Origin of the sequence: Thalassospira australica (assembly GCF_044790785.1) — a bacterium.
Lineage (GTDB): Bacteria > Pseudomonadota > Alphaproteobacteria > Rhodospirillales > Thalassospiraceae > Thalassospira > Thalassospira australica_A.
On sequence record NZ_CP085258.1, the window covers coordinates 3,242,404 to 3,263,057 of the forward strand.

General features: G+C 55.7%; 23 protein-coding genes. 15 read left to right on the forward strand and 8 right to left on the reverse strand.

Features of this window, described 5'->3' with window-relative positions; translation table 11 throughout:
• Positions 1-27: 27 nt before the first annotated feature.
• Complete coding sequence (locus LG297_RS15200) at positions 28-936, reverse strand: LysR substrate-binding domain-containing protein (RefSeq protein ID WP_404421695.1); 909 nt, start codon at positions 934-936, stop codon at positions 28-30.
• 97 nt (positions 937-1,033) lie between these two features.
• Here LG297_RS15200 and LG297_RS15205 point away from each other — a divergent pair, with 97 nt between their 5' ends.
• Positions 1,034-1,975 (forward strand): DMT family transporter, encoded by a 942-nt coding sequence (locus LG297_RS15205; protein ID WP_404421697.1) that lies wholly within the window; start codon positions 1,034-1,036, stop codon positions 1,973-1,975.
• 59 nt (positions 1,976-2,034) lie between these two features.
• On the opposite strand, the gene LG297_RS15210 is transcribed toward LG297_RS15205, so the two are convergent.
• From LG297_RS15210 to LG297_RS15220, 3 genes are all read right to left on the reverse strand, one after another.
• The gene (locus LG297_RS15210; RefSeq protein ID WP_404421699.1) at positions 2,035-2,733 is read right to left on the reverse strand and encodes a hypothetical protein; all 699 of its coding nucleotides are present in this window, start codon (positions 2,731-2,733) and stop codon (positions 2,035-2,037) included.
• 121 nt (positions 2,734-2,854) lie between these two features.
• Positions 2,855-3,532: a response regulator gene (locus LG297_RS15215; RefSeq protein ID WP_404421701.1), complete on the reverse strand. Its 678-nt coding sequence runs from the start codon at positions 3,530-3,532 to the stop codon at positions 2,855-2,857.
• A 158-nt stretch (positions 3,533-3,690) separates the two neighbouring features.
• Complete coding sequence (locus LG297_RS15220; RefSeq protein WP_404421703.1) at positions 3,691-4,011, reverse strand: DUF1476 domain-containing protein; 321 nt, start codon at positions 4,009-4,011, stop codon at positions 3,691-3,693.
• A 144-nt stretch (positions 4,012-4,155) separates the two neighbouring features.
• On the opposite strand from LG297_RS15220, the gene LG297_RS15225 reads away from it, so the two are divergent.
• From LG297_RS15225 to purL, 5 genes are all read left to right on the forward strand, one after another.
• Positions 4,156-4,935 carry an NRDE family protein gene (locus LG297_RS15225; RefSeq protein WP_404421705.1) on the forward strand — a complete coding sequence of 260 codons (780 nt, stop codon included), beginning with the start codon at positions 4,156-4,158 and terminating at the stop codon, positions 4,933-4,935.
• A gap of 219 nt (positions 4,936-5,154) precedes the next feature.
• Positions 5,155-5,913 (forward strand): phosphoribosylaminoimidazolesuccinocarboxamide synthase, encoded by a 759-nt coding sequence (gene purC, locus LG297_RS15230; RefSeq protein ID WP_404421707.1) that lies wholly within the window; start codon positions 5,155-5,157, stop codon positions 5,911-5,913.
• A 130-nt stretch (positions 5,914-6,043) separates the two neighbouring features.
• Complete coding sequence (purS, locus tag LG297_RS15235) at positions 6,044-6,283, forward strand: phosphoribosylformylglycinamidine synthase subunit PurS (RefSeq protein ID WP_063092657.1); 240 nt, start codon at positions 6,044-6,046, stop codon at positions 6,281-6,283.
• An 81-nt stretch (positions 6,284-6,364) separates the two neighbouring features.
• The gene (gene purQ, locus LG297_RS15240) at positions 6,365-7,054 is read left to right on the forward strand and encodes a phosphoribosylformylglycinamidine synthase subunit PurQ (RefSeq protein ID WP_404421709.1); all 690 of its coding nucleotides are present in this window, start codon (positions 6,365-6,367) and stop codon (positions 7,052-7,054) included.
• Positions 7,051-9,261, forward strand: a complete 2,211-nt coding sequence (gene purL, locus LG297_RS15245; protein ID WP_404421711.1) for a phosphoribosylformylglycinamidine synthase subunit PurL — start codon at positions 7,051-7,053, stop codon at positions 9,259-9,261. The genes purQ and purL overlap by 4 nt, the downstream gene beginning before the upstream one ends.
• A gap of 77 nt (positions 9,262-9,338) precedes the next feature.
• Here the strand turns inward: purL and LG297_RS15250 are convergent, their stop codons facing one another.
• Complete coding sequence (locus LG297_RS15250; RefSeq protein ID WP_404421713.1) at positions 9,339-10,154, reverse strand: helix-turn-helix domain-containing protein; 816 nt, start codon at positions 10,152-10,154, stop codon at positions 9,339-9,341.
• A 133-nt stretch (positions 10,155-10,287) separates the two neighbouring features.
• Here LG297_RS15250 and LG297_RS15255 point away from each other — a divergent pair, with 133 nt between their 5' ends.
• Both LG297_RS15255 and LG297_RS15260 read left to right on the forward strand, forming a co-directional pair.
• The gene (locus tag LG297_RS15255) at positions 10,288-10,692 is read left to right on the forward strand and encodes a hypothetical protein (RefSeq protein WP_404421715.1); all 405 of its coding nucleotides are present in this window, start codon (positions 10,288-10,290) and stop codon (positions 10,690-10,692) included.
• A gap of 46 nt (positions 10,693-10,738) precedes the next feature.
• Positions 10,739-11,512: a substrate-binding periplasmic protein gene (locus LG297_RS15260; RefSeq protein WP_404421717.1), complete on the forward strand. Its 774-nt coding sequence runs from the start codon at positions 10,739-10,741 to the stop codon at positions 11,510-11,512.
• A 16-nt stretch (positions 11,513-11,528) separates the two neighbouring features.
• On the opposite strand, the gene LG297_RS15265 is transcribed toward LG297_RS15260, so the two are convergent.
• Positions 11,529-12,743 (reverse strand): Mrp/NBP35 family ATP-binding protein, encoded by a 1,215-nt coding sequence (locus LG297_RS15265; protein WP_404421719.1) that lies wholly within the window; start codon positions 12,741-12,743, stop codon positions 11,529-11,531.
• Between the two features lie 276 nt (positions 12,744-13,019).
• Here LG297_RS15265 and hflK point away from each other — a divergent pair, with 276 nt between their 5' ends.
• From hflK to LG297_RS15285, 4 genes are all read left to right on the forward strand, one after another.
• Positions 13,020-14,159: an FtsH protease activity modulator HflK gene (gene hflK, locus LG297_RS15270; protein WP_404421721.1), complete on the forward strand. Its 1,140-nt coding sequence runs from the start codon at positions 13,020-13,022 to the stop codon at positions 14,157-14,159.
• Positions 14,159-15,031, forward strand: coding sequence for a protease modulator HflC (gene hflC / locus LG297_RS15275; protein ID WP_404421723.1), 873 nt, complete (start codon positions 14,159-14,161; stop codon positions 15,029-15,031). The genes hflK and hflC overlap by 1 nt, the downstream gene beginning before the upstream one ends.
• A gap of 132 nt (positions 15,032-15,163) precedes the next feature.
• A complete protein-coding gene (locus LG297_RS15280; protein ID WP_404421725.1) occupies positions 15,164-15,355 on the forward strand; it encodes a DUF2065 family protein in 192 nt (63 codons plus the stop codon).
• A 218-nt stretch (positions 15,356-15,573) separates the two neighbouring features.
• Positions 15,574-17,070 (forward strand): DegQ family serine endoprotease, encoded by a 1,497-nt coding sequence (locus tag LG297_RS15285; RefSeq protein ID WP_404421727.1) that lies wholly within the window; start codon positions 15,574-15,576, stop codon positions 17,068-17,070.
• An 85-nt stretch (positions 17,071-17,155) separates the two neighbouring features.
• Here LG297_RS15285 and serB read toward each other — a convergent pair whose 3' ends face one another.
• Both serB and LG297_RS15295 read right to left on the reverse strand, forming a co-directional pair.
• The gene (serB, locus tag LG297_RS15290) at positions 17,156-18,046 is read right to left on the reverse strand and encodes a phosphoserine phosphatase SerB (protein ID WP_404421729.1); all 891 of its coding nucleotides are present in this window, start codon (positions 18,044-18,046) and stop codon (positions 17,156-17,158) included.
• 85 nt (positions 18,047-18,131) lie between these two features.
• Positions 18,132-18,773, reverse strand: coding sequence for a glutathione S-transferase family protein (locus LG297_RS15295; protein ID WP_404421731.1), 642 nt, complete (start codon positions 18,771-18,773; stop codon positions 18,132-18,134).
• A gap of 131 nt (positions 18,774-18,904) precedes the next feature.
• Here LG297_RS15295 and LG297_RS15300 point away from each other — a divergent pair, with 131 nt between their 5' ends.
• From LG297_RS15300 to miaA, 3 genes are read left to right on the forward strand one after another with little or no spacing between them, the layout of a single operon-like run.
• A complete protein-coding gene (locus LG297_RS15300) occupies positions 18,905-19,159 on the forward strand; it encodes a type II toxin-antitoxin system Phd/YefM family antitoxin (protein WP_404421733.1) in 255 nt (84 codons plus the stop codon).
• Positions 19,159-19,578, forward strand: coding sequence for a type II toxin-antitoxin system VapC family toxin (locus tag LG297_RS15305; protein ID WP_404421735.1), 420 nt, complete (start codon positions 19,159-19,161; stop codon positions 19,576-19,578). The genes LG297_RS15300 and LG297_RS15305 overlap by 1 nt, the downstream gene beginning before the upstream one ends.
• A gap of 25 nt (positions 19,579-19,603) precedes the next feature.
• On the forward strand, positions 19,604-20,572 hold the full coding sequence (gene miaA, locus LG297_RS15310; protein WP_404421737.1) for a tRNA (adenosine(37)-N6)-dimethylallyltransferase MiaA: 969 nt from the start codon (positions 19,604-19,606) through the stop codon (positions 20,570-20,572).
• Positions 20,573-20,654 lie beyond the last annotated feature (82 nt).

Consider the following 20,654-nt stretch of genomic DNA (forward strand, 5'->3'; position numbering starts at 1 on the left):
GTTCAAACTGGCCGGGGCTTTCTTCGTTTACGGGCTTTGCAACAGCGTCAATTCCCGTGCCTCGCTTAAAAGCCAATCGCGAAACAGCTTCACCTGCCCGCGCAGTTCCCGGTTTTTTGGATGCACCAGATAGTATCCTGATGGAACGACCAGAACCTGTTCGGGGAACAGATGGATGAGCTTGCCTTCCATCACGTCTTCTTCGGCAAGCAGTGGATTGGCCATCACCACCCCCTGCCCGTGGATTGCGGCTTCGATCGCCATGGATGTCTGATCGATTTCAATGCGCTTGATTGCGGCAATCTCGCTTGGGTTCATCCTGGCAAACTGGCCAAGCCATTCTTCCCACCAGTCATGCAGAATGTCGTTTAACAAAGTCGCACGCGCCAAATCGGCTGGATGCTCAAATCCCATCCGGTCGCGATAGGCAGGAGAACAGAATGCCGCCGCCTGCCCGCGATAGATCAGAACGGATTCGAGTTTGTCGTCATTCCCGTCAAAATACCGCACGGCGATGTCGACCGGATCGCGATCAAAATCCGTAAATTGCACCGACGACCCGACATGAAGTGACGTTGAAGGATAATCAATCAGGAACCGCGCCATACGTTTGGAAAACCATTTCGCGGCAAAGCTTGGCGGCATGACCACACGCACGGTATGTTCGCGCTGCCCGCGCAAATGCTGACTGGCGTCGATGATCTGCTGCAAGGCGGGCGATATGCGCGCGGCATAATCAAGCCCGTCGGCGGTTGGCTTGACCTGCCGGACCGAGCGGGTAAACAGCTCCACACCCAGCCATTCTTCAAGTTTTCTGATCTGCTGTCCGACGGCACCGGGCGTCACGTTCAGCTCTTCTGCCGCACGAGAAAAACTATTCAATCGAATGGATGCCTCGAATGCACGCAATGAATTGAGAGGCGGATATGAACTCATGATGCAGATTTTCTATTCCATGATCCAGATAACATGATTTGTACGCCATTTGGTCCGGACCTACAATCACGACATGATCCCCACGAAAGTTCCGGCCATGAAGAACAACGCCTATATCGTCTTTGGCTTTCTTGCCCTGTGCTGGGGCATGACCTTTTTGTTCAACAAAACGGCAAGCAGCCTGATCTCGCCGACGCAGGTGGTAACGGTGCGGGTCATCATGGGCTTTCTGCCGGTTCTGGCATTTGCGATGGCGCGCAAGGTGCTGCATTGGCAACATCTGCGCCATATGCATCATTTCATCGTCATGTCGCTCCTCGCGGCCACCGTCTATTACCTTGCCTTCGCCAAGGGCATTTCGCTTCTGCCATCCAGCGTTGCCGGGATGCTAAGCGGTGTGATCCCGATGTTTTCCTTTATCGCTGCGGCCATTTTCCTGCGCAGCGAACCGGTCAATATCCGATCCATCATCGGATTGCTATTTGGTTTCGCGGGTGTCCTGATCATTGCCAAACCTTGGGAATCCGGTGCGTCCGGTATTGATCTGATGGGGGTTCTTTATGTCGCCATCGGGTCGGGTTGTGTCGGACTTTCATTTGTTTATGTCCGCAAATTCCTGAGCCCGCTTGGTATTTCGCCAATTGCGCTTTGCACTTATCAGCTTGGCATTTCGGCGGTAACGCTTCTGCTGATTTGCGATTTTTCCGGTATGGATGCGATCTTCACCAACTGGAAAATCGCCACCGGGCTTTTCATCGGCCTTGGCATGTTCGGCACCGGCATTGCCTATATGTGCTATTACTTCCTGATCGGGAAACTGGGCGCGGTCAAAACCGCCGGGGTCACCTATATCCCGCCGGTCATTGGCCTTCTGACCGGAAGCCTGATTCTGGGTGAACCGGTTTCCGCAACCGATATCATGGCAACCGCCATGATCCTTTCGGGTGTTTTCATCATCCAGTCGGGACGCACCCCACCCTCAGATACGGCTCCAACGTCACCGAATGTCCGGGCACACAACCTGCCCGAACATGCCTGAGACTCTTCGTCTTGGGGACTGCACCCCCGCGTTGTTTCCGGGGGTGCTTTTTTATCGGGTTATTTTTCCGATGCAGCTTTGACAAATGCTGTGATCAGCGGGTGGTTTTCACCGCGCAGGGCGGATCGTTCGGGCTGAAAGGCTGTGCCGATAAAGAAACGATGATTGTGCAATTCCACCGCACGCGGATCGCCATCTGCATCCCAGGCACTAATCTGTAATGCCTGCCCGTCAAGCAACCCGGCATAATCGCGGTTAAAACCGTAACTGCACCGATAGGTTTCAATCAGGTGATCCGAACCGCAATAATCGCGGATCAGACTGCCCCCGGCCAAATCAATCGCGCCATCCTGATCAATCAATGCGCAGTTTAGCGGCGCGATCAGCGGCAATTCCGCATTCGGATCAATTTCGGCATTCGCGGCATTGGCAAGACCCAGAACACTGCGCGCATATTCCAGAACCGCATGCTGATATCCGCCGCACGTGCCCAGAAAGGCAATATCGTTTTCACGCGCAAAGCGGATGGCGGCAAGGGCACCTTCAAGACTTTCATACGGACTGGCCGGCACACACCACATCCCGTCATAGCCAGACAGTATCCGCCCCGCACCATCATCAAAACGCGGCGTTGCGATCCAGTCATATTCAGCGGAAATACCGATTTTGGCAGCCGCGATTTCAATGGCCTTGGGAATAGCCTGATGGGCGGTAACAGCCGGGTTGAAATCCCCGACAAGGGCAATACGCACGGTCATGATAACTTCCTCGTTTCAGGTGACATTACGAGGGGAGCAGCCAAAACCGCCAAAGAAAAACGGCCCGTGAAATCACGAGCCGGGCTTCAGGCACGAAATAGCGCTGCCTTTGACGAGCATACTACAAGGTTCCGGCGCGCGCCATATCTTCCAGTGCGATTTTGACTGCCTGTGCGCGGTTCGACACATGCAGTTTCCTGTATATGTTTTTCAGGTGATATTTCACCGTGATCTCGCGCAGATCAAGGTGACGCGCAATATCCTTGTTCGGGCGTCCTTCGGCCAGAAGGGCCAGAACTTCGCGTTCACGCGGGGTCAGGCGGGCAAAATCGCCGTCACTGCCAAAACCACCCGCCATGCGCGGTTCGCTATCGTTGCTGCCGCCAAACCCGTCACCCAGATCGCTCAGGATCGAGGATGGCAGATATTTCTCGCCCGCCAGAACAAGCTGGATAGCATTGGCAAGTGTCTGCCCGCGCAATGTTTTGGGAATAAACCCGTGCGCCCCGTTTTCAATCGCATGCCGGACATCCTCGCTGCGATAGGCCCCCGAAAGCACCACAACCGACGTTGTCTTGGCGGCTTTTTCAAGAGTCCGTTTAAGCCCCTCGAGCCCGTTCATACCGGGCATTCGCAAATCCAGAAGCACCAGATCGAAATCGTTTTGTGCGTCGATATGCTCAAGTGCCGGATCAAGTGCCCCGGCCTCGACCACTTCACAATCGTCAAAATATTGCTGGAATAGCAGTGATAACGCCTCACGAACCAGATCGTGATCGTCCGCCAACAGGATACGCAAAACCTTTGCCCTTCTCTAATTGCCCCACAACCCTGCCCTAAAATTTACAGGCAAAACAACGCGTGGCTGCATCCAGAAATCTTTCATGATCCGAAAACAGAATACGAAACCGGCTAATGGTTTGCAAATCCGAACTTTTTCTTATTTGCGTAAAGCAACTATTCCTCGAGCAACTCTGAACGTGCGATTGGTCGCAATTCTTCGAGTTTGCGATTCACCTCGGTAACGGTCATGTCGACATTATGCCGACCGAAATCCGCCAGAAGTACGGAAATAATGCCGTTTTCCTGCGGATTGGCAACAACATCACCAACAACTTTCGAAGCATAGGCACGACTTTCCGCTTCGGTCATACCCATTTTGTCGCCGGCCCAAACGGCAAGCATCTTATAAAGATGGGCCTCGATCCGGAAATTCTGTTCAAGATCAAAGCTGTATTTCGCCTCAAAACCGCGTTCGCGTTCGGTCAAGTTCGTCATGTGCGCACTCCTCCATCTAATTTGTTATTTGGCGGGACGTTTCCCCTCGTCCTTTATTTATGGACTGTATCACGCCCTGTCACCGGCTTGCTCCGATACTTTTGAATTTGACAAATGCCTATCCATGTCGCTTTGATCTGGGTCATGTGTACAGTCATAATACTTCGCCGACCCGACCATGAATGGCCGGTGATTATCGGCGCAAATCGCGACGAAATGAACAACCGCCCGTGGAAGGCCCCTGCCCGCCATTGGGAAGATCGCCCCGATGTCATCGCCGGAATCGATGAAACCGCGGGCGGCACCTGGCTTGGTATTAACGAGGACGGGGTTGTTGCCGCCGTGCTGAACCGTTTCGGAACCCTTGGCCCGGCAACGGACAAACGGTCGCGTGGTGAATTGCCGCTCGAAGCGCTTGATCATGCCGACGCCATCGATGCCGCCCAAGCACTTGCCGAGCTTGATGGCGATGCCTATCGCCCCTTTAATATGGTGATTGCCGATAATCGGGATGCCTATTGGCTGGCCAATCGCGGGGATGGCAAGATCGAAATCACCGACATTCCCGAAGGATTGTCGATGATCACCGCCCATGACCTGAATGACAAAACCAATAGAGAACGCACCAAACGCAACCTGCCGCGTTTTCTAAGCGCGCCGCCGCCCAACCCCGAAGCCGACGACTGGTTTGCCTGGCAGGCACTTCTGGCCGATACCGGCCTGATGGAACCCGACCCGGACCATCACGATATCCGGGCCGATGCGATGCTCGTGCGCAGCAATATCGGGTTCGAAACCATCTGTTCCTCCCTGATCGGGCTTCCGGCCATTCCGACTCAGAAAAACGAACTGCCGCGCCGCCCGGTCTGGCTTTTTGCCAACGGCCAGCCCGACAGCGTCCCCTTCCTCCCGGTCGAGATTTAGGCACCCCTCCGGTTTTACATCCGTAACGCCCGGTTTTCGGGCGGCTTTTATGCGGCGGCCTTCCGCAGCTCGGACGGTTGCAAATTCCTATTATCAAGTCTGCGTAAATAGACCTACACGGCAATTGAGTTTCTGCGTCAGCACTGCTATACGAAGGGCGCGTTTTTCAGGGTGCTCGGGGACATTCCCCCGCAAGCAAAGATGTGAAAGATCCCGCCAATGTCCAGAAAGCAGCCCATCTACGAGGGTAAAGCCAAGGTTTTGTACGAAGGTACCGAACCCGGAACCATCATCCAGTATTTCAAGGACGATGCCACGGCATTCAACGCACAGAAGCGCGGCACCATTGCCGGCAAGGGCGTCCTGAACAACATGATCACCGAATTCGTCATGACCCGTCTGGCGGAAATCGGCATCCCGACGCATTTCATTCGTCGCATCAACATGCGCGAACAGCTTTGCAAGAAATGCGAAATCGTTCCCATCGAAGTCGTGGTGCGCAACATCGTTGCCGGTTCGATGGCAAAACGTCTTGGCCTTGAAGAAGGCGAAAGTTTGCCGCGCCCGATTGTCGAATTTTATTACAAGGACGATGCGCTGGGCGACCCGCTGGTTTCTGACGAGCATATCCTTGCCCTTGGCTGGGCAAGTGCCGAAGAGCTCGAGGAGATCGTCGGCATGACGCTGCGCGTCAATGATTACCTGTGCGGCCTGATGCGCGGCATCGGGATCAAGCTGGTCGATTTCAAGCTTGAATTCGGCCGCGTCTGGGAAGGCGATTTCATGCATCTGGTTCTGGCCGACGAATTCAGCCCGGACAATTGCCGCCTGTGGGACGCCGTCACCAACGAAAAGATGGACAAGGACCGGTTCCGCCGCGATCTCGGCGGGGTCGAGGAAGCCTATCAGGAAGTGGCGCGCCGTCTTGGTGTCCTGCCTGAGTCCGCGGATATAGAATCGCTGAACAAAGACAAATAAAGCCAAAGGCCGCGCTTGCGCGGCCTTTTCTTATCGACTTCTCATCGATGCCGGAACCCTTGGAACCGGTACATTATTGTTTGCAAACAAGTATCGCCGTATGGCGAGTGCGCACTCAAAGGAGCTTCTCGTGAAAGCACGTGTCCATGTCACCCTGAAGAACGGTGTTCTTGACCCGCAGGGTAAAGCCGTTCACCACGCCCTGCAGGGTCTTGGTTTTGCCGGTGTCAATGATGTCCGCCAGGGCAAGTTCATCGAACTCGAACTGGATGGCAGCGACGTCGAAAAGGCACGCGCCGAGGTCAGGGAAATGTGCGAGAAGCTTCTCGCCAATACCGTGATCGAAGATTACAGCATCGAGCTGGCCTAACTGCCCGGGCGGGGCTTTGCCGTTGCAGGGCCTTTGTCTGTCGCGATCAAGTAACGGATATTAATCGAGAGACGGTATTTCATGAAATCCGCTGTCATCCTCTTTCCCGGCATCAACCGGGAGAATGACGCCATTGCAGCCCTTGAACAGGCCACTGGCACCAAACCGACCGTGGTTTGGCATGGCGAAACCGAACTGCCAAAGACCGACATCATCATGGTCCCGGGTGGTTTTTCCTATGGCGACTATCTGCGTTGTGGTGCCATGGCTGCCAAATCCCCGATCATGCGTGCTGTTGCCGAACGCGCCAAGGCCGGTGTGACCATCCTTGGCGTTTGTAACGGTTTCCAGATTCTGACAGAAGCAGGCCTGTTGCCCGGTGCGCTGATGCGCAATGCCAGCCTGAAATTCATCTGCAAGAACACGCATCTGAAAATCGAGAACACCAACACACGCTTTACCAACCAGTATAAAACCGGCGGCGTTGTCGATTATCCGGTGGCCCATCATGACGGCAACTTCTTTGCCGATCGCGAAACGCTTGACCGCCTTGAAGGCGAAGGTCGCGTTGTTCTGCGCTATTGTGATGCCAATGGCATCGTCGATCCGGCAACCAACCTGAACGGGTCGCAGCGCAATATTGCCGGTATCATCAACGAGGCGGGCAATGTCCTTGGCATGATGCCCCACCCGGAAAATGCGATTGATCCGCTCCATGGTGGCACCGATGGCCGCAATCTGTTCAAAAGCTTGGTGGAGGCAGCATCGTGAGTGCTAACGATTTCAACACCCCGATCACGCCGGAACTGGTCAAGGAACACGGGCTGAACGAGGAAGAGTACAAACTCGTCCTCGAAATCATGGGCCGCGAGCCCAACATCAACGAACTTGGCATTTTCTCGGTCATGTGGTCAGAGCATTGCTCCTACAAATCATCGAAAAAATGGCTCAAAACCCTTCCGACCAAGGCAGACTGGGTCATTCAGGGGCCGGGTGAAAATGCCGGTGTCATCGACATTGGCGATGGTCAGGCTGCCGTCTTTAAGATGGAAAGCCACAACCACCCGTCCTTTATCGAACCCTATCAGGGGGCGGCAACTGGGGTTGGCGGCATCATGCGTGACGTCTTCACCATGGGTGCCCGTCCCGTTGCAAACCTCAATGCGCTTCGCTTTGGCGAGCCCGATCACCCGAAAACCCGCCACCTGCTGAGCGGTGTGGTTGAAGGTATTGGCGGTTACGGTAACTGCATGGGTGTCCCAACCATCGGTGGGGAAACCAATTTCCACGCATCGTATAACGGCAACATTCTGGTTAATGCGATGACCGTAGGTCTGGCCGATACCGACAATATTTTCTATTCGGCGGCGGCGGGTATCGGAAACCCGGTTGTCTATGTCGGTTCGAAAACCGGTCGCGACGGTATCCATGGCGCGACCATGGCCTCGGCCGAGTTCGATGACGACAGTGATGAAAAGCGTCCTACCGTTCAGGTCGGCGATCCGTTCACCGAAAAGCTTCTGCTGGAAGCCTGCCTTGAACTGATGGCAACCGACATGATCGTCGCCATTCAGGATATGGGTGCGGCCGGTCTGACCTCGTCCTCGTTCGAAATGGCGTCCAAGGGCGGCGTTGGTGTCGAACTGTGGCTTGATAAGGTCCCGATGCGCGAAGAAGGCATGACACCTTACGAACTGATGCTGTCAGAATCGCAGGAACGCATGCTGATGGTTCTGAAACCCGGTTGCGAGGATGCTGCCAAGGCGATCTTTGACAAATGGGAACTCGACTTTGCAGTGATCGGGACGCTGACCGATACCAAGCGCATGGTTCTGAAATGGCATGGCGAGGTTGCCGGTGACCTGCCGATTGATCCGCTGGCCGAGGCATCGCCGGAATATGACCGTCCGTGGGAACCGACCCCGAAGCAGGATCGTATTGATCCGGCCAGCATTTCGGGCAAAGTCAGCCATGCCGATGCGCTTAAAACCCTGATGGCGTCGCCCGATCTGGCATCGCGTCGCTGGATCTGGGAACAGTATGACCATCTGGTCATGGGCAACACGATTGTCCGTCCGGGTGGGGATGCCGGTGTCGTGCGCGTACAGGGCACGAACAAGGGCATTGCAGCCACCACCGACTGCACCCCGCGCTATGTCATGGCCGATCCGGTTGAAGGCGGCAAACAGGCCGTTGCCGAAGCCTACCGCAATCTGGTTGCAACCGGAGCCAAACCGCTTGCGATCACGGACAATATGAATTTCGGCAACCCGGAACGCCCGCGCATCATGGGTCAGTTCGTTGGTGCCTGTCAGGGCATCGCCGAGGCCTGCATCGCACTCGACTTCCCGGTCGTTTCGGGCAACGTGTCACTTTACAACGAAACCAATGGCGTTGGCATCATGCCGACCCCGGCAATCGGTGGCGTTGGGGTGATTTCAGATCTGGGCCACCATGCCACCATCGCCATCAAACGCGATGACAGTGCATTGATCATGATCGGTGCCGCGACCGGTGAACTTGGCCAGTCGCTGTATCTCAAAACCATCGAAGGCCGCGAAGAAGGTGCCCCGCCACCGGTCGATCTGAATGCGGAAAAACGTGCCGGTACACTGGTACGCGAACTGATCGAACTGGGTCTGGTACGCACCTGCCACGATATCGCCGATGGCGGCCTTCTGGTCGCGGTTGCCGAGATGTGCCTTGCCGGCAATATCGGTGCCGACCTGCACCTGCCCGAAGCTGGCAGCGAAGTCGCCTGGCTGTTTGGCGAGGATCAGGGCCGTTACGTGATCGCCACCCGCGATCCGGACAAGGTCCTGAACGCGGCGGGCAGCGCCAACGTCGCCGCCGTCATCATCGGTCAGGCCGGTGGCGATGCGGTCACCATCGATGGCGGCACCAAGATATCCCTTGCCGAGCTGCGCGAACTGAACGAAGGCTGGATGCCGAACTTCATGGCAGAAGCCGTCCAGTAAGCCGCCCAAACCGCAAACCCAAAACCCCGTCAGAGAAATCTGGCGGGGTTTTAGGTTTTGGCCCGTTTCGGTTCAAATTAACGCAAGTCTGCCGACAGCTCCCGCAGAAGGGCCGCCGTTTGAGCATCCGCAGGCAATAGGGTCTCAATCGCAAGTTCGGACAGTGTGACCTCAACCGGGGTGCCAAAAACCGTGGTCGTGCTGACGAAGCGCAATTCACCGGCATCGGTCCGTAGAACCAGTGGCACGACAAGCCCGGTCAAATCCCCTGCCCCGTCAGAAGCAGCCATCTCGTCCGCATTTACGGGCGCATGATAACGACTGGCTTCGTCATAAAGACCGCACAGTTTCGCATCGGCCGTCACTGCAATCTGGCGACGCATTCGATCCAGCAAATGATCGCGCCATTCGGCGTAATTCACGACCCGAGGCGCAAGCCCGTTTGGATGCAAACTCAGCCGCAGGATATTGACCGGCGGTTTCAGAAAGTCGGGATCAACCCCGCCAAGCAATAACGGCACGATCCGGTTCGCCGCCACCATGTTCCAGTGCCGGTCCATGGCAAGGGCCGGATAAGGTTCATGTGCGGTAAGGATTTGATCCACCGCCGCCCGAATTGCTGCCGACTGTTCGGTGCCAAGATCATATTCGGCATAGATCGGCGCAAAGCCCCCGGCAATCAGCATCGCATTGCGTTCGCGCAGCGGCACATCAAGACATTCGGACAGATGCAAAACCATGTCGCGGCTGGGCCTTGCCCGACCGGTTTCAAGGAAGCTTAGATGCCGGGTCGATATAGCGGCCTCGCTTGCAAGGTCAAGCTGGCTCATACGGCGCTGCTTGCGCCAGACCTTAAGCACATTGCCAAACGGATCGGGTTTTATCGCGTTCATCAGATCACCGTCATTATTGATGGCGCAATCCTAACACCGATCAATTCGAACAAACATTACCTGTCAGGTAATCGTATTCATTCCCGCTTTTCGGCAAGGTTCGCGAACCACAACCAACCGAAAGGTCAAAACGATGTCGATTGATGTGCAAAACAAAATGCTGAAAACCGTCCTGATGCTTGACGCGGCAACCTGCCTGGCCTTCGGCCTGCTGCTGTGCATCGGTAACACTTTTCTTGCCAGACTGCTGGGCCTGCCTGCCGATTTGCTGTTCTATGCCGGGATGATCCTGTTTCCCTGTACCGTTTTGATGTTTGTCACCGGGCGGCAGGCCTGTCCGCACAGCCTTCTTGTTCGATTGATCGTTATGGGCAATCTAGGCTGGGCACTGGCCAGCATTGCGGTGCTGATCGTCCCGGTCGGCACTCCTACGGTCATCGGATATGGCTTTGTCATCGTGCAGGCACTTGCCGTTATGGGCATCGCGGCACTGGAATATCGCTTTGCAGCATCGCATTCCTTGTCGGCGGCATCCTGACGCCCCATGTCTTCTGTACGGTACAGAAGCATTATCAGGGGCCAGAATGACATTTCCGGCAAGACTGTTTGCCCTATTGATACTCGTCGTCGGCATGGCCTTCGCGGTCCTGATGCCGGCGACGCAAAGCCATGCCGAAACCATTTATGTCGACGAAGCCAATCCGCCGTTTATGTATCGCGCCGGGAACGAGGCAGCAGGCATTTATCCCGCCCTGATCCGGACGATCTTTCTTCATGCCGGAATTGATGTCGATATCGTTGCGGTACCTTGGAAACGCGCGATTGAAAACCTGGATGCCAACAAGGGCGGGGTTGCCGGGATTTACAAGAATCTTGAACGCCAGAAGAAATATTTCTTTTCCGACCCGATTCATGTCGAACGGCTAATGTTCTATCAACGTCAGGACGCATTTAGCGACCCCGGCGATATTGACGATCTGCGCGGCCAGACGGTTGGCGTCATTCGCGGATGGAGTTACGGAGATGAAATCGATAATGCCCGGAAACGCGGCGTATTTACCGCATCCGAGGCATCCGGGGATGAACAGAATTTTCAGATGCTGGAACTTGGCCGGGTCGATACTGTAATTGCCATCGCCGAGGCAGGCAGCGTCTGGGTCAAGCGGCTGAAACTGGATGACACAGTCACGCGGAGCACAGAACCCGTGCGCGAAAATCCGACCTATATCGTGTTCAACCGCGCATCACCGGCCATCTCGATGATGACCGCAATCAACCGTTCAATTGAAGAACTGCGAGAAAACGGCACCCTGCAACGCATCACCAACGAAGTGTTGCAGGGTGCCAGCAATTACTAAGCGAAAGTCGGGCGACCTAGCGGAAACTGATCTTCGGAAACAGGCTTTTCTTCGGGGCGGTTTTCGGACCAACCCGTTCGTCAATTGCCGCAGAAATCTTTTCGGCAATCGCCGCATAGGCCTTGGAATGTTCGCCGTCCGGATCGGTATGGATGATCGGTTTGCCTTCGTCCGCACCAAGGCGGATTTTAAGGTCGAGCGGGATCTCGCCAAGGAACGGCACGCCGAGTTCATCGGCCGCCTTGCGCGCACCACCATGATCGAAGACGTGATCGACATGGCCGCATTCCGGGCATTTGTAATAGCTCATATTTTCGATCAGACCGAAAACCGGCACATTGACCTTGCGGAACATATTCAGCCCCTTGCGCGCATCAAGAAGGGCAATGTCCTGCGGGGTGGAAACAATGACAGCACCCGTAACCGGCACGCGTTGCGCCATCGAAAGCTGGATATCGCCCGTGCCCGGCGGCATATCGACGACCAGAACGTCAAGTTCACCCCAGTCGCTGTCGCGCAGAAGCTGTTCGAGCGCCCCCATCGCCATTGGGCCGCGCCAGATCACCGGTTGTTCTTCGTCGACAAGGAACCCGATCGACATGATGCGAATGCCAAAGGCCGACGGCGGGATCATTTTGCCCTGCTGGCCCGACGGGGTCGGCTTGGCGGTGCGAAGACCCATCATGCGCGGCAGGCTGGGACCATAGATATCGGCATCCAAAAGACCGACCTTTAGCCCACGCGCGGCCAGTGAAAGTGCCAGATTGACCGAGGTTGTCGATTTTCCTACCCCGCCCTTGCCCGAAGCAACGGTGATGATCGAACGCACAGTCGGCAGTTCAAGCGGTTTTTGCGAGGCACCTTGCGGGCGTTGCCCGACCTGCTGGCCTGCTTGCGGTGCGGGGCGTTGAACCCTATGTGTATGGCCATGGGAATGGGGATGCGAATGACCACCTTGCGCCGGGGCAGAAGCCCCCTTCGGACGTTCTGCCGTAAGGGCCACACGGGCTGTTGTGACCCCGTTCACATTGGCAACGGCACGTTCGGCGGCAAGACGCAAATCTTCGAGAGACGCCCCCCGTTCGGGGTCAACAGCGATCATGACATTGACCGTTTCCTCATGGATATCAATGCCTTGAACCATATCCTTTTCGACGATACTCTTGCCGTCAGCCGGATCGATAACACTGGAAAGGGCTTCGGTAATGCGTTCCCGGTCGGGCGAGGTCATATTGCAGTCTCCGAAAATTGGCTTAAGTCCGTGATCGCACAGAACTTGCAGGCGCGTATCGTTGTTTTGCAGGACAAGCTGTCATATAAGGCCTTAGGGCGTGGCCCCATTAATTACATGCAACACCGTCCGGATAAAAGGTTTCAGACGGTGCTTGATGCGCAAATAGGTCATATGGCCGCAATTGGCAAGCAATCGGGGATGTAATTAACGGGCTCACACCCAAGCTCGGTAAACATAAATAAACACCGAACGGCAAGAAGAGGAAGACACTCGATGCCTTGGAATTCACAAGGGGGCGGCGGCCCCTGGGGCAGTGGCGGAAACAATGGCGGCGGCCGCAATCCGTGGGGACAGCGTCCCCAGGGTGGCGGTGGCGGCGGTGGTAATGCCTCCCCCGATTTTGACGAAATGATCCGCAAAGCCCAGGAACGCCTGAAACGGCTGTTCCCCGGTGGCGGTGGCGGCAGCTATAAAGGCATTGTCCTGATTGGCATCGCCATCATCGGGTTGTGGCTTTTGACCGGTTTTTACCGTGTCCAGCCGGGCGAACAGGGTGTCACACTTCTGTTTGGCAAATGGGTTGGCACAACCGGTCCGGGTCTGAACTATTTCCTGCCTGCCCCGATTGGCGAAGTGATCAAGCCGAACGTCGAACGTACCAACCAGATCGAGGTTGGCTATCGCGGGACCGGCGGCGCGGGCAATGGCGGTGCGCGTGACGTGCCCGAAGAAAGCCTCATGCTGACCGGCGATCAGAACATCATCGACATCGATTATGTCGTACAGTGGCGCATCAGCGATGCAGGCTCCTATCTGTTCAATGTTCGCGATCCGGAAAACACCATCAAACTGGCATCCGAAAGTGCGATCCGCGAAGTCATCGGCAAAACCAGTCTGGAAGAAGCCCTGACTGTCGGTCGTGTCCGCGTCGAGGAACAGACCCGCAATCTGCTGCAATCCATCATGGATGGTTATGATTCCGGCATTTTCATTGCCGAAGTGAAAATGCAGAAGGTCGATCCGCCGCGTGACGTTATCGATGCGTTCAACGATGTGCAGCGTGCGCGTCAGGACCGTGACCGTTCCCAGAACGAGGCGCTGGCGTACCGTAACGACATCATCCCGCGCGCCAAGGGTGAAGCAGAACGCCAGATCCTTGAAGCACGTGCCTACAAGGATCAGGTGGTCAAGAATGCCGAAGGTGAAGCGGACCGCTTTGGCTCGGTCTATGATTCCTATCTGACTGCGAAGGACGTGACCACGCGTCGTCTGTACCTGGAAACCATGCAGGATGTTCTGAAGAGCTCCGACAAGGTTATTCTTGATCAGAACGGTGAAGGTGCCAACGGCGTCGTCCCTTATCTGCCGTTGCCTGAAATCCAGAAACGCGCAAATGCAGGAGGCAACAACTAATGGCAAGTCCTAAACTTATTGCCGCCGGTGTCGTTGTCGTCATCGCTGCCGTGGTTGCATCGATGTGCATGTTCACCGTCCGTCAGGACCAGCAGGCACTGGTGTTGCAGTTCGGTAATCCGGTTCGGGGTATTTCCGACCCCGGCCTGCATTTCAAGCTGCCGATCCAGAATGTGGAATATTACGAACGCCGCATTCTTGAACTTGATCCGCCGGTTCAGCAGGTTCTTCTGTCGGACCAGAAGCGAGTCAATGTTGACAGCTTTGCCCGCTGGAAAATCATTGATCCGTTGCAGTTCCGTCAACGTGCCCTGAACGCACAGAACTTTGTCCAGCTTTTCGGGCAGCGTCTGAACTCGGTCATCCGGGGTGAGCTGGCACAGGCACCGCTTCTTGCCCTGCTGTCGGATAACCGCGCACAGATCATGGAGAAAATCCAGTCGACATTGCTTGAAGCCGCCAAGGATTTCGGGGTCGAGTTGATTGATGTTCGTATCGGTCGTACGGACCTTCCACAGGAAACGTCGCAGGCTGTCTATAACCGTATGCGATCTTCGCGTATTGCCGAAGCTGCCCAGCTTCGCGCCGAGGGTGAAGAGCTTAAGGCGAAAATCCAGGCAGAAGCAGATCGTGAACGCGTCGGCATCCTTGCCGAAGCCCGCCGTCAGGCCGAAGTCCTGCGCGGTGAAGGCGACGGCCAGCGAAACATCGTTCTTGGCGAAGCCTATGGCAGAGATGCCAACTTCTTCGAGTTCTATCGTTCGCTTCAGGCCTATCGCGAAGCGCTTTCGGATGGTTCGACGATGGTGATTTCACCGGACTCGGAATTCTTCAAGTTCTTTAACCAGTCCGCACCTGCGGCACCGCGTTAAAAAAACAGGTGCTGGACAAAGCACCAAGGCGACCGGCATAGTGTGCCGGTCGCCTTTTTTGTTTGAAAATAATGCCCTGCTGTCCGCAATAATGCCTGCAAGGTCCATAGAAACGCCGGAACGTCCACGCCCATGAAGGAACTTGCCACAGCTATTCTTCTGGCCATCGCGCTGGAGGGAATGTTTTATTCGCTGTTCCCGGGCGGGGCGAAACGTGTCATGGAGCTGATGCAGGAAATCCCCGAATCCCAGCTTCGGATCGGCGGCCTTGTCGCCGCGGTCGTTGCCATTGCCGCAATCTGGGGCGTGCGGGTCTGGCTTTGAGGAAAAAGTTCCGGTTCATTTTGCGCGTAATCGCGCCTTTCTGTGCGCAAACACAGAAAAACCCGAGCTATTCCTTGTTTTTTCTCGACCTTGCCAAATTTCTGACAAACTCGGCGCTAACTTGGCTAGTTAAGCGATGCATGAACTATCCGAAAGAACAGCATCGCGTGCTGCAAAAATTCAATACCGTGAACGCGGCAACGAACAGGATCAGACACATGCTAAAAGCATTATACAATCCGGCGCGAAGCAAATTTACCGCTGCGCTGGTGATTGTTCTTCTTGGCGTGACCAGCGTCTCGCAGATTGCGAACGCTCGCCCCGCTCCTGAAAGTTTCGCAGACCTGGCCGAAAAGCTTCTGCCCAGTGTGGTAAATATCTCGACCAGCCAGATGGTGGCCGAACGTCAGGGACCGGACTTCCAGTTTCCTCCCGGCTCGCCGTTTGAAGACCTTTTCCGTGACTTTATGGAACGCAACGGACAGGGTGAAGGCGGCCAAGGGCAAACGCCCCAGCAGCGACGCGCGACCGCACTTGGTTCGGGCTTCATCATTTCGGCTGACGGTTACATTGTAACCAACAACCATGTGATTGACGGTGCCGATGAAATCACGGTGCGCCTGCATGATGGCGATACCCTTCCGGCGGAGCTGATTGGCCGGGACCCGAAGACCGACGTCGCCCTTTTGAAAGTCGAGCCGAAAGAAGGTCTTCCGTTCGTCGAATGGGGGGATTCGGATCATTCGCGCATCGGCGACTGGGCGATGGCAATCGGCAACCCGTTCGGCCTTGGCGGCACGGTGACCGCTGGGATCATTTCGGCGCGTAACCGCAACATCAATCAGGGTCCGTATGACGATTTCATCCAGACCGACGCATCAATCAACCGGGGGAACTCGGGCGGACCGCTGTTTAACCTTGATGGCGATGTCATCGGCATCAACAGCGCAATCTATTCGCCGTCCGGCGGTTCTGTCGGGATCGGCTTTGCCATTCCATCCGCAATTGCCCAGTCGGTTGTCGAACAGCTTAAGGAATATGGCCGCACGCGTCGCGGCTGGCTTGGCGTTCATATCCAGACCGTGACCGACGATATCGCGGACTCGGTCGGGCTTGATAAATCGACCGGTGCGATGGTTGCCGGTGTGTCCGAAGACGGCCCGGCGAAGGCCGCCGGGATCAAACAGGGTGATGTCATCCTGTCGTTTGACGGCAAGGAAGTCGAAAGCATGCGCCGCCTGCCGCGCATTGTTGCCGATACCAAGATCGGCAAGAATGTCGATGTTGTGATCTGGCGTGACGGTGAAAAGAAGACCGTTCAGGTCGAGCTTGGCGAGCTTGAAGAAGAGCCCGTCGCCACAGCAGCCGAACCGGGCGAAGAACAGGCCCCGGACGCCATTGCCGAAGCCGAAATCAAGGCGCTTGGCATCAAGGTTGCCAATGTCGATGACGAGCTGCGCCGTCGCTACGGCCTTGCCGAAGGGACCGAAGGTGTCGTCGTGACCGAAGTCAATGGTGACAGCTATGCCGCGGAAAAAGGTGTTCGCCCGGGCGATATCATTATCGAGGCTTCGCACAGTTCGGTTTCCACGGTCGAGGAAGTTTCCGACGCGGTCAAAAAGGCACTTGATGATGACAAGCGCACCATCCTGATGCTGATCGAAACTTCGGCAGGGCCGCGTTACTTCGGTCTGACGCTGAACAAGGAAGAATAAAACCTTCGGGTTTTACCAACCGAACAAAAATGGGCGACCCGCAAGGGCCGCCCATTTTGCGTTTTGTCCCCGATGTCGGTCGCGATCAGGCGACGAAATCGGCCTTGGCGTATCCTTGCAGATAGAGCAAGGCGGTCAGATCGCCATGATTGATGCAGATGCGCGCCTGTTCCTGAACTGCGGGCTTGGCATGGAATGCCACACCGGTCCCGGCCAGCGCGATCATCTGAAGATCGTTTGCGCCGTCACCGACCGCAATCGCGTCCTCAACCCCGATCCCCTGCTGGGCGGACAGTTTCTCAAGCGCATCGACCTTAGCCTGACGGTCAAGCACCGGTTTCTGAACCTTACCCGTCAATGTGCCGTCTTTGGTGATCAGCACATTGGCCTGATCGAAATCGAAACCAAGTTCGCGCCGCACCGCACCAGTAAAGTAATCGAAACCGCCCGACACAAGGGCGGCAAAGGCGCCATTGGCCTTCATGGTCGCAACCAGTGTTTTGGCCCCGCTGGTATATTCAATTTCTTTCCAGGCTTCGGCCAGCATATCGGTCGACATGCCATCCAGCAGCCCGACGCGTTCATCAAGAGCGGCCTCGAAATCAAGTTCGCCATTCATTGCACGTGCCGTAATCGCGGCAACATGGTCCTTGACCCCGGCAAAGGCCGCAAGCTCGTCAAGCGTTTCACCGGTGACCATGGTGCTGTCCATATCCGCAATCAGCAATTTCTTGCGACGCGTTTTGGCAGTCTGGGTCACGGCATCGACACCAAGAGCAGCATCGCGAAGAGCCGTATCGGCAATATCAAGGCTCAGCCCGGCAAAGCCGATATCGCACGCCTCGCCCGCCGCCAGCCAAGAAACATCCCCGACACGCGCCCCGGCCCCGGCCAGAACGGTTTTGGCGCGCGCGACAATTTCATCGCCCAGCGCGTTCGAATTGGGGGCAGCGATCAGGGTCAGGACCAGATCCATGGATTGCGGGCTCCTTGGCGGGACAAAGGTAAATCGGATTTTCGTCTTTATCCGTATTGGGACGGGCAAAGACAAGGAGTTTTCTTCAGGCTAAGGGTAAGCCCGGATCGGTTTTACGAAGAAGGGCGTGACTGGCCATCCCTTGCCACCAGCGTTGCAGGCGCGGAAAGCTATTCACAATTTCCAGCCCTTCCGGGGCCAACGTGAAATAAGCCATCATCGCGCCAAGATGCAGATCGGCATGGCTGATCGCTGTCCCTGTCAGAAAGTCCCCGTCGCCCGCAAGCTTATCTAGTGCTTCACAAACTTTTCGCGATGCGACTTTACCTTCGGCGATAACGTTTTCCTCAGGCTCCTCGCCCTCAGCCACCCGAAAGACGCGATGGGCAAAGACCTGTCGCACCATGGGCCAGTATCCGTAGCTATCCGCAATTTGGATCATTTGCATCATCAGCGCCCGACTTTCGGGATCGGGTGGTGAAAGCAATACAGGAGGGGAAATTTCATCAAGATATCGCGCAATAGGTGCGGTTTCATACAGGACAAAATCACCATTACGGATCACCGGAACCCGACCAAAGGGGTGTAGATCAAGGTAAGCCAGATCAGGATTGTCGGAAAAGGGATCAATTTCGACATAGCGATACGCAATGTCCTTGGCGGCGAGCACCATTCTGACGATGCGCGTATAAACGCTATAATGATAGCCATACAAGATTACCGACATGCGTTTGTTCCCGCAAAGTCACGACGGTCGAAACATAACACGAGACCCTATCAGATATAGACTTGTTGCTACATTATTGAAAAACGCGCGCAGACATTGTAGCATTGTTGCTACAATATTGGAGGCGAGCCATGGGTATCACAACAATCACGAGCCGTGATTTCAATCAGGACACGAGCGGAGCCAAAAAGGCATCCCGCAACGGGCCGGTCATGATCACGGACCGGGGCAAGCCATCGCATGTTTTGCTGTCGATTGAAGATTACCAGAAACTGACCGGGCAATTGCCGTCAATTGTTGATCTTCTTGCCATGCCAACAGCAGGCGATATCGAGTTTGAGCCGCCGCGCATGCAGCCGATCACACGTCCGGTTGATTTTTCTTGATGTATATCCTTGATACGAATGTCATATCGGAATTGCGCAAAGCCGGTAACGGAAAAGCCGACGGAAATGTTGTTCGATGGGCAGATTCCGTTCCGACCGCCAGCCTTTATATTTCGGTCGTAACGATATTGGAAATCGAGACCGGCATTTTGCAACTCGAACGTCGAGATCCCGAACAGGGCGTCATGTTGCGCGACTGGTTTGAAAACCATGTTCTGTGCGCGTTTGAAAATCGCATTCTGTCAATTGATGAGACAGTTGTCCGACAATGTGCCCGGTTGCACGTTCCCGATCCGAAGTCAGAGCGGGATTCCCTAATCGCGGCAACCGGACTGGTACATGGCATGACGGTTGTGACGCGGAACATTCGTGATTTTGAACAGACAGGCGTGAAGCTGCTTGACCCGTGGCAGCCATAAAATCCCGATATAGAAACAAATTGATATGACACAGCCAAGCAGCACGATTCCCTTCCAACCCGTCCTGATCGTTGCCGGGCCAACAGCCAGCGGCAAGTCCGCCTTGGCCCTTGATCTGGCGGATGCGTTTGACGGCGTGGTGATCAATGCCGACAGCATGCAGGTCTATAAGGAACTGCGCGTGTTAAGCGCACGCCCCGATGACAGAGAGATCGCGCGCGCGCCGCATCGGCTTTATGGCGTGTTGTCCGGGCGCGAGGCATGTTCGGCCGGGAAATGGCGCGACATGGCGATGGCGGAAATTGCGGAATGCCATGCAAACGGCAAGCTTCCGATCATTACCGGGGGTACAGGCATGTATCTGAATGCCCTGATAGAGGGGATCGCACCGATTCCCGATATTCCCGCCAGGATTCGCGAACAGGTCACCGCCGATCTTGAGAAAACCGGGCATCAGGCGTTTTTCGATGATTTTGCCAAACGCGATCCTGACACGGCCGCCAGCCTTGATCCGTCAAATACCCAGCGCCTGATCCGCGCAGCCGAGGTTCTGGCGGGCACCGGGCGCGGGTTGGCAGCGTGGCATCGCGAGCCGATGGCCATGCCGCCCGCAGGCATGATGTTTAAGAAATTCTGTTACATGCCACCGCGCGATATTCTTTATGATCGCTGCAACCGGCGTTTTGATTTGATGATCGAACAAGGTGCGATTGAGGAAGTCCGCGGACTTTTGGCCGAAAACCTGCCGGAAACGGCCCCTGTGATGAAGGCCGTCGGCGTGCGCGAGATTGCCGCCTACCTTGCGGGCGAGATCGATCTTGAGAGTGCAAAAGAGAAATCGCAGCGCGAAACCCGGCGTTATGCCAAGCGGCAATTAACGTGGTTTCGTCATCAGATGCGTGACAAGGAGATCATCGACGCGCAATATTCGGAAAGTTTGGCCGACAAATTGCGTAATGATGTTCACCAATTTCTGTTGACCACGCCAAAGTGAGGCGATAGGTTGGCCCTTCCGCCGTCGAAATGGCGGAAAACCGCCGTTTCGGCGGATTTTTCAACTCCAGTTCAAGGGTAAT

Bases quoted from the DNA above. Each gene is read 5' to 3' on its own strand.
- LG297_RS15200 (WP_404421695.1), bottom strand. From the start codon at position 936: ATGAGTTCATATCCGCCTCTCAATTCATTGCGTGCATTCGAGGCATCC.
- LG297_RS15225 (WP_404421705.1), top strand. From the start codon at position 4,156: ATGTGTACAGTCATAATACTTCGCCGACCCGACCATGAATGGCCGGTG.
- LG297_RS15300 (WP_404421733.1), top strand. From the start codon at position 18,905: ATGGGTATCACAACAATCACGAGCCGTGATTTCAATCAGGACACGAGC.
- LG297_RS15295 (WP_404421731.1), bottom strand. From the start codon at position 18,773: ATGTCGGTAATCTTGTATGGCTATCATTATAGCGTTTATACGCGCATC.
- LG297_RS15280 (WP_404421725.1), top strand. From the start codon at position 15,164: ATGAAGGAACTTGCCACAGCTATTCTTCTGGCCATCGCGCTGGAGGGA.
- serB (WP_404421729.1), bottom strand. From the start codon at position 18,046: ATGGATCTGGTCCTGACCCTGATCGCTGCCCCCAATTCGAACGCGCTG.
- LG297_RS15255 (WP_404421715.1), top strand. From the start codon at position 10,288: ATGTCGATTGATGTGCAAAACAAAATGCTGAAAACCGTCCTGATGCTT.
- LG297_RS15305 (WP_404421735.1), top strand. From the start codon at position 19,159: ATGTATATCCTTGATACGAATGTCATATCGGAATTGCGCAAAGCCGGT.
- LG297_RS15260 (WP_404421717.1), top strand. From the start codon at position 10,739: ATGACATTTCCGGCAAGACTGTTTGCCCTATTGATACTCGTCGTCGGC.
- purC (WP_404421707.1), top strand. From the start codon at position 5,155: ATGTCCAGAAAGCAGCCCATCTACGAGGGTAAAGCCAAGGTTTTGTAC.
- hflC (WP_404421723.1), top strand. From the start codon at position 14,159: ATGGCAAGTCCTAAACTTATTGCCGCCGGTGTCGTTGTCGTCATCGCT.
- miaA (WP_404421737.1), top strand. From the start codon at position 19,604: ATGACACAGCCAAGCAGCACGATTCCCTTCCAACCCGTCCTGATCGTT.
- LG297_RS15210 (WP_404421699.1), bottom strand. From the start codon at position 2,733: ATGACCGTGCGTATTGCCCTTGTCGGGGATTTCAACCCGGCTGTTACC.
- hflK (WP_404421721.1), top strand. From the start codon at position 13,020: ATGCCTTGGAATTCACAAGGGGGCGGCGGCCCCTGGGGCAGTGGCGGA.
- LG297_RS15250 (WP_404421713.1), bottom strand. From the start codon at position 10,154: ATGAACGCGATAAAACCCGATCCGTTTGGCAATGTGCTTAAGGTCTGG.
- purQ (WP_404421709.1), top strand. From the start codon at position 6,365: ATGAAATCCGCTGTCATCCTCTTTCCCGGCATCAACCGGGAGAATGAC.
- LG297_RS15285 (WP_404421727.1), top strand. From the start codon at position 15,574: ATGCTAAAAGCATTATACAATCCGGCGCGAAGCAAATTTACCGCTGCG.
- LG297_RS15265 (WP_404421719.1), bottom strand. From the start codon at position 12,743: ATGACCTCGCCCGACCGGGAACGCATTACCGAAGCCCTTTCCAGTGTT.
- LG297_RS15220 (WP_404421703.1), bottom strand. From the start codon at position 4,011: ATGACGAACTTGACCGAACGCGAACGCGGTTTTGAGGCGAAATACAGC.
- LG297_RS15205 (WP_404421697.1), top strand. From the start codon at position 1,034: ATGAAGAACAACGCCTATATCGTCTTTGGCTTTCTTGCCCTGTGCTGG.